Source organism: Ligilactobacillus sp. (genome assembly GCF_036846325.1).
GTDB lineage: Bacteria > Bacillota > Bacilli > Lactobacillales > Lactobacillaceae > Ligilactobacillus.
Map to the genome: position 1 here is coordinate 1 of NZ_DAIUCE010000086.1, position 7673 is coordinate 7673.

Annotated in this window: 9 protein-coding genes; 1 reads left to right on the plus strand and 8 read right to left on the minus strand. The window is 46.8% G+C overall.

Features of this window, described 5'->3' with window-relative positions:
* From V7Z60_RS07850 to V7Z60_RS07880, 7 genes are all read right to left on the minus strand, one after another.
* Positions 1-481: IS607 family transposase (locus V7Z60_RS07850; protein WP_334117282.1), on the minus strand; the 481-nt coding region annotated here is incomplete at its 3' end.
* Positions 482-548: 67 nt separating this feature from the next.
* Positions 549-1826, minus strand: a complete 1278-nt coding sequence (rseP, locus tag V7Z60_RS07855; RefSeq protein WP_334117283.1) for an RIP metalloprotease RseP — start codon at positions 1824-1826, stop codon at positions 549-551.
* A 19-nt stretch (positions 1827-1845) separates the two neighbouring features.
* Complete coding sequence (locus V7Z60_RS07860) at positions 1846-2637, minus strand: phosphatidate cytidylyltransferase (protein WP_334117284.1); 792 nt, start codon at positions 2635-2637, stop codon at positions 1846-1848.
* Positions 2637-3425 carry an isoprenyl transferase gene (locus V7Z60_RS07865; protein ID WP_334117285.1) on the minus strand — a complete coding sequence of 263 codons (789 nt, stop codon included), beginning with the start codon at positions 3423-3425 and terminating at the stop codon, positions 2637-2639. The genes V7Z60_RS07860 and V7Z60_RS07865 overlap by 1 nt, the downstream gene beginning before the upstream one ends.
* A 108-nt stretch (positions 3426-3533) precedes the next feature.
* Positions 3534-4094 carry a ribosome recycling factor gene (gene frr, locus V7Z60_RS07870; protein WP_003694053.1) on the minus strand — a complete coding sequence of 187 codons (561 nt, stop codon included), beginning with the start codon at positions 4092-4094 and terminating at the stop codon, positions 3534-3536.
* 251 nt (positions 4095-4345) lie between these two features.
* Entirely contained in the window at positions 4346-5065 is a 720-nt protein-coding gene (gene pyrH, locus V7Z60_RS07875; RefSeq protein ID WP_334117286.1) for a UMP kinase, read from the minus strand.
* 118 nt (positions 5066-5183) lie between these two features.
* Positions 5184-5783: a histidine phosphatase family protein gene (locus V7Z60_RS07880; protein WP_334117287.1), complete on the minus strand. Its 600-nt coding sequence runs from the start codon at positions 5781-5783 to the stop codon at positions 5184-5186.
* 300 nt (positions 5784-6083) lie between these two features.
* Between V7Z60_RS07880 and V7Z60_RS07885 the strand changes: the two genes are divergently transcribed.
* Positions 6084-6839, plus strand: coding sequence for an N-acetylmuramoyl-L-alanine amidase (locus tag V7Z60_RS07885; RefSeq protein ID WP_334117288.1), 756 nt, complete (start codon positions 6084-6086; stop codon positions 6837-6839).
* Positions 6840-7148: 309 nt separating this feature from the next.
* Here the strand turns inward: V7Z60_RS07885 and V7Z60_RS07890 are convergent.
* Positions 7149-7673: amino acid--tRNA ligase-related protein (locus V7Z60_RS07890; RefSeq protein ID WP_334117289.1), on the minus strand; the 525-nt coding region annotated here is incomplete at its 5' end.

The window sequence follows — 7673 nt, forward strand, 5'->3', positions numbered from 1 at the left end:
CAGTCTTCTTGTCGTGCAATTCCGACATTACGACAATCTCAGTATGATATTTCGCGAAAAGATATTTGAACAGATCAAAGCCTACTCGGCTTAGTCGATCCTTATAAGTAATAATGACCTTGGATACCTTACCGGCAATCACAAGATCGAGCAATCCGAAGAACTCCTTTCGCTTTTCAAACGAAATACCACTGGCAATGTCTTTAAAAGCACCTTTGACTTGATAGCCTTGCTTCAGAGCGAAATTCTGTAAAGCCTCCATCTGGTTTTCCAAATCATGTTTTTGCTTAGGGGTTGATACTCGAGCGTATAAATAGACACCTCGCTTTTCACCCTTATTTAAGATGGCAAAAACAGATTCTTCATCCCAATTGTATTGCCCATTAGGCAATTTAGTTGCCTTTAAAATTCCAGTTTCACGCCATCTATGGAGTGTGGGCCGACTAATCTGAAGCAAGCGTAAAACTTCATTTGCTTTCATGCTTTTGATTATATCATAAAATATAATTATTGAGAATAGATATTGTTTTTATAATCTATACAACATCTCAGCGGAAGAAATACCGCTGAATATCGTTCCACGTTACCAAAAACATTAAAATCAGCATGAATGCAAAGCCAATCAAAGTCAAAACGACTTCCTTGTTCGGATCAATCGGCCTGCCTCTGACGGCTTCGATGACGTTCAGCAGAAGCTTTCCGCCATCCAGGGCAGGAATCGGCAGCAGGTTGACGATGCCGAGGTTGACCGACAAAAACGCAAGCAGCGAAATAACGCTGACAACGCCATACTGAGCCGCTTTTGAAGTATATGAATACATCGCAACGGGTCCGCCGAGATCATTCAGGCTGAAACCGTGAAGCATTGCTCCCAAAGCTGAGAAAATCTGTTTCATGACGCTCCACGTCTGAACGAACCCGTACTCGGCAATCGCAATGGGAGAGCGGTTAACCGCCTGTTTTGCAACCACCCCGATTTTGCCTGTTTTCTTGCCGTCTTCAGTCACCGCCTTTGGTTTGAGGCTGATGTTCAGAACCTGATTTTTGTCACGCTTGACTTTAAAAACAAGTTTTTTGCCCGGACTGGCATCAATTCTTGAAGCCATTTCCGAAAAATCAGCAACCTTTTCGCCATTGATTGAAACGACCGTATCACCTTTCCTCAACCCGGCCTTCTGCGCAACGGAACCGTGCTGCACCTGACCAAGCGTCGTCGTATTGGTGATGACGCCGCCCTGCATTACTGCCACAAGCGCAAACGCAGCAATCGCCAGCAGAAAATTGTTCATTGCTCCGGCAAAGTTCGTCATCATCCTGTTCGGAAGCGAAGCCGACTGGAACTGAACGTCAATCGGCGCAATCTGCACCTCGGTCCCGTCCGATTCGATGATCATCGCATCGTGATCGACCTGATAGGTCACCTCTTCAGTTTCGTCACCGTTTTCGTAACCTCTGATCCATAATTTTCGGTCAAGATCCCATGCGGACACCTCAAGCGGCACTGCATTCAGCAAAGTCACCCTGGAAGAGGTGTTAATCTTCCTGACGACGCCGTTTTCATCCAGCAAAAGTGAAATCGGCTGCCCTTTTTTCAAGGCATCTTCATCGTCTTCAAGCCCGGCCATGCGGACGTAGCCGCCAAGCGGCAGAATCCGCAGCGTGTAAGTCGTTCCGTTTTTGTGATACGCGTAAATTTTCGGCCCCATGCCGATGGAAAATTCACGCACAAGAATTCCGGAGCGCCTGGCGAAGAAATAGTGCCCGAATTCATGTACGAACACCAATACTCCAAAGACGATGATAAAAGTTATTATTGTCGTAATCACGGGCAGATTCCTCTCTGGCCTAAATCAGGCCGAACAAATGCATCAACGGCAGCACGAACAGCAGCGAATCGAAGCGATCCAGAATTCCGCCATGTCCCGGAAGAATCTTACCGGAATCCTTGACGCCATAATGACGCTTGAAGGCAGATTCAATCAAGTCACCGATCTGACCTCCGACAGACAGGACAACCGTCAGCAAAAGCATGACCGGAAGACTGTAGGCAAACCTGACAGGCGAAAATGCAAGGTAAAGTCCAACGACGATTACGCTCACGAGACTCCCGCCGATTGATCCCTCCCATGTCTTGTTCGGGCTGACATGCGGCGCAAGCTTATGCCTGCCGAGCTTTCGGCCAATCAGATATGCTCCGGAGTCGGTAATCCAGACAATCAAAAGCGCATATAAAATCACCCAGACGCTTTGAGCACGAGCCTGCATCATCAAATGAAAGCCCATCCCGGCATAAAGAGCGCCCAAGGCCGTGACACCTGCATCATCAAATGAAATACGGTTTTTCGAAAAAACAGTATAGATCAAAAGCGCAAGCATCACAAAATAAAAAGCGTCAAGCGTCGTGATGCCTTTCGGCAGAAATCCGGCAACCTGGCCGGGTGCAAGCAGCACCGCAATGCCAATAAAGCTGAGCAGTGCCTCAACGGAAACGATCAGCTCCTTTTTCATAATCAAGAATTCAGACATCCCGACGATGCCCATTGCAAAAACCAAAACATTGAACGGCACGCCGCCAACCAGTAATAACGGAATAAAAACGGCCAAAGCCACGACTGCCGTAATGACACGTGTTTTCATTACTTTATTTCCTCCTCGTTCAGACCGCCGAAGCGACGGTCACGCTGTTGAAATTTGCGGATGTCCTCCGCCAGATTGGCCGGAGAATAATCAGGCCAGAAAACATCGGTGAAGACCATCTCACTGTAGGCAAGCTGCCATAACAGGAAGTTTGAAATGCGTTCTTCGCCGCTTGTCCTGATCAAAAGCTCCGGATCGTCATACGGAAAAACGGATGCCGTCATCAAGCTCCTGCGGATTGTTTCCTCATCAATCTCATCTGCAGCAAGTTCGTTATTCCGGACCTTCTCGGCAATTTTTCTGACGCCGGTCACAATCTCTGCTCTTCCGCCATAATTCAAGGCAAAGTTCAGAATCATGCCAGTACAGTTCCTTGTCTGCTCAATCGCATCAAAAACGGCTTTTTGCGTCTTTTCCGGCAACTGATCCGTATATCCCATAACATTTACCCTGACGTTGTTTTCAATCAATTCAGGGACAAACGTGTCAAAGAATTTTGAAGGAAGATCCATCAAGAAACTGACTTCAGACTCGGGACGCTTCCAGTTTTCGGTTGAAAATGCATAAAGCGTCAGGACCTTGACCCCGAGATTGCTTGCCGCCCTGGTAATTTCCTTTACGTTCTCCATCCCCTGCTTGTGTCCGGCAACTCTCGGCAAATGTCTCTTCTGCGCCCAGCGTCCGTTGCCGTCCATGATGATGGCAATATGGTTTGGAATCCTATTTTCATCTAAATCGACTTCTTCAGTTTCATTTTCTGAATTTGTCTTGAATAATTTTGAAAACATCTTTTCAAATCCTCCGAATCATGTTTCAGCAGATACAAGAATAACGGGGCATCCCGGGCGCATCCTGACTGAAATTGCGCCGTTTGCCCCGTTATTTCGGAAAACTGACTATTCTGCCAAAATCTCTTTTTCCTTAGCAGCCGTAATTCCATCGATGTTCTTGATTGAAGCATCCGTAATCTTCTGTGCCTCGTCTTCAAGATCATGAAGCACGTCTTCGCTCATGTCGCCGTTCTTTTGTGCCTTCTTCAACGAATCCATCATTTCGCGGCGAACGTTCCTGACTGCAACCTTTCCCTTTTCAGCTGCCGCACGAACCTGCTTGGCAAGTTCCTTGCGTCGCTCTTCAGTAAGCTGCGGAATGACCAGACGAATTGCACTGCCGTCGTTCATCGGCGTCAAGCCGAGATCTGATGCCAGCAGGGCATGTTCGACATCCTTTAAAGAAGACTTGTCATATGGCGTAACAAGCAGAACGCGTGCTTCAGGGACCGAAATCTGCGCCATCTGGTTAAGCGGCGTCGGAGCACCGTAATATTCAACCATCACGCGATTAAGCAGGCTGGCATTGGCAACGCCGGCACGGATCCCGCCAAGCTCATGCTGCAAAGCGGCTTCTGCCTTCTGCATCTTTTCCTGATATTTAACTAGTTCTGAACTAACACCCATGTTATTTCATCCTTCCTGACTGTCGATGAATCATCGATCTAGTATTTAAGTATACGTTGCTTTTTCAAGTCAACCTTTTTAGAAATTATCACTGGTATCACGAGATAATCCCAAATTACTACCAAGTACTATGTTATCTAACGAAAGTAAATTTGTCAAAAATAATCTGGCAGCAAAATGAAAAATTCAATCGTCAAGAAGACTGCATCAAAAAAGCCGGGAACTGCGCACCCGGCTTTTAAGGCTGTCAATTATTTCGTAACCGTCGTACCGATATTTTCACCGACAACAACTTTCTTGATGTTGCCATGCTTATTCATATTGAAGACGACAAGAGGAATATCATTATCCATTGAAAGGGAGGAGGCCGTCGTATCCATTACGTTAAGACCCTTGTTGATGATATCAAGATGCGTCAAACTGTCATACTTGACTGCATTTTCATCCTGACGGGGATCTGCCGAATATACCCCGTCAACACCGTTTTTGGCCATCAAAATCACGTCAGCGTTGATTTCCGATGCACGCAAGGCGGCAGTCGTATCAGTTGAGAAATATGGAGAACCGGTCCCGGCGGCAAAAATCACGATGCGGCCTTTTTCAAGGTGACGCACGGCTTTTCTTCTGATGTAAGGTTCAGCAACCTGGCGCATTTCAATCGCCGTTTGAACGCGGGTCGGAACCCCGACCGATTCCAGATTATCCTGCAATGCCAAAGCGTTCATCACCGTTCCGAGCATGCCGATGTAGTCGGCTTGCGCACGTTCCATGCCCATCGCTGCGCCTGCTTCGCCGCGCCACATGTTGCCGCCGCCGACAACGATTGCGATTTCGACTCCGAGATCATGAACTTCCTTGATTTCTTCGGCAACTTTACGGATTTCAGGCGGGTTGATGCCATGGCCTGCTTCACCGGCCAACGCCTCACCGCTCAATTTCAAAACAACGCGCTTGTATTTAATATCCGCCATCTAAGTTAATTCCTCCTAAATCTTGATTCATTATAGGCCATAAGCCATTCTAAGATATGATACCATTATTTTCATATGCTTTCAAACTGCTTTTCCAAAAAGATTCCCGCCGTAAAATTCAGAGTTTTACGACATCATCGTCCTTATGACCCCAGCGAAGCGGATCCACCAGATTTTCCAGCACGAAATTCTCAGTTTCAGACTCGTATTCAAAAACCGCAATGCCGCAATTCGGAATTCCGTGCTGATTTCTGATCAACTGCATCGTATCCGGTGCAAACCGGTCCAGAAAAGTTCCGATTGTGCATCCGTGCGAGACAATCAAAATGTTTTCTCCTTCTTCTTTTTTCATGATTGCCCTGACGCAGTTTTCAAATCTTTCAGCCATTTCCTGAACGGACTCGCCTCCATACGGAACAAACGCATCGGTGTTGTCAACGAACCAGTTCCTGGGCTGTGTGAACTCGCGCTGACCTTCATAAAGTCCGAAATACATTTCCTTCAATGCCTTGAGTCTCGTATACGGCTTGTCCGTGTCTGAAGTTCTTTCTGAAGTCGATGTATAAACTGCTGAAAAATCAACGTTTCTGAGCGATTTCCCCGCTTCCTTCGCCTGTTTTCTACCAAGTTCGGTCAGCGGAGAATCACACCATCCCTGAGTCATGTGCAATTCGTTAAACAACGTTTGACCGTGGCGCACCAAATATAGTTTCTTCATGCCTTTCACCTCGAAGTTTTATCTTGCCTGTTATAGTATGCATGAATTTTAAGACAATGAAAAGAACTTCTTTTGGATATTTTGCGATTTTTTTCACTGATTCTTTTAAAATCAAGCGTACTCTTGCTATAATTGATAATGTTGAGATATAAAGAAGGGATTGAAATTTCGTTGACTAACCAAACTCGTCGAAAAAGGGCTCAGCCTCAAAGGCGAAGTCCGTTCTCAAAAAGCAGTCTTCTTCTCCTCTTGCTTGTCCTCGGACTCGGTTTCATCCTGGGCTATCGAACCAGGGCTTATATGAATCAGATAGTCGTCGAAACGACTGATGCCGTATTGAAAGAAGGCCCCGGCACTGAATTTCCGCAAAAAAGCTTCCTGAAAAAAGAACAGCGTCTGACCGTCTATTCCAGAAAAAATCACTGGCTTCACGTTAAAACTGACAACGGCAAGACAGGCTGGGTCGCCGACTGGATGATTGCCGACGGTTACAGGAACCCGATTGAAAAGCTCAGCGATGCAACAATCGTCATTGATGCCGGTCACGGCGGCGCAGATTCGGGCGCATTGTCAGTCAAGAACAAGATGGAAAAGAAGTACACGCTCCTTTATGCCAGGGAACTTGAGCAAAAGCTTGAAGATGCCGGCGCCAAAGTCTACATGACACGTTCTTCCGACAAAACGGTCAGCCTTTCCTCAAGACCGATTCTTGCCCAGCAGGTTCATGCCGATGCCTTCATCAGCATTCACTTTGATTCCTGCGATCAGCCGAATGCCGCTTCAGGATTTACGACATATTACTATCACACCGGCAAATCACTTAAACTCGCACGCTGCATCAATCAAAGCTTCGGAGCGCTGGGACTCGAAAACCGCGGCGTCGACAAGGGCGATTTCCTTGTCATCCGTGACAACACCCAGCCGTCTGTCCTGCTTGAAATGGGCTACATCAACACTCAGAAGGATTTTGACAATATCTCTGATCCTTCGTACCGCAACGAAGCTATGAGCGACGTTGTCAAGGGGCTGAGGAAATTCATTGAAAATGAAAATTAAGAGACTGTTCAAGAGTCCATTTTGAATTAGATGAAATGCCGAACAAGGTTCAATCTGCGACTGACTTTGTCCGGCATTTTCCTGATTCTGATACATGAAGCAGACTCCTTCAGGCAAATGCAGTGCTGTTCGGTACCATCCTGATCAGGATGCCAAAACGGGATTACGGGCAAAATGACGTTTTTTCAAAGTTGACTCTTTTCCACACATCACACGTCATTGCATAAAAACCCGGATGATTCGCATGAATCGCAAACCATCCGGGTTTTAAATTGAGGCATGGTTTTTCCAGGCCTCTTTTTTTCGTCGCTATTTTTCTTCCGTCTTCAGATACAATTCGTCCAACTGCTTTTCAGAAACAGTGCTCGGGGCATTCGTCAACGGTTCTGATGCCTTGGAATTCTTAGGGAAGGCAATCACTTCGCGAATGTTGTCCTTGCCGGCAAGAAGCATTGCAAAACGGTCAAGCCCGAGAGCAAGGCCTCCATGAGGAGGGAATCCGTAGTCAAGTGCTTCCATGAACCAGCCGAATTGTGCTTCAGCGCTTTCCTTCGTGAATCCAAGCGCCTTGAACATCTTTTCCTGGATGTCGCGGCGATGGATACGAATCGAACCGCCGCCAAGCTCATAACCGTTCAAGACGATGTCATAGCTTTGAGCATGACATTTGTGCGGATCGGTTTCAAGCAGATCAAGATCTTCCTCGTTTGGCATCGTGAACGGATGATGAGCTGCGATATAGCGTCCGAATTCTTCGCTGTACTCAAACAACGGCCAGTCAACGACCCAGACGAACGCAAATTCGGAATCATCAATCAGATCGAGTTCCTTTGC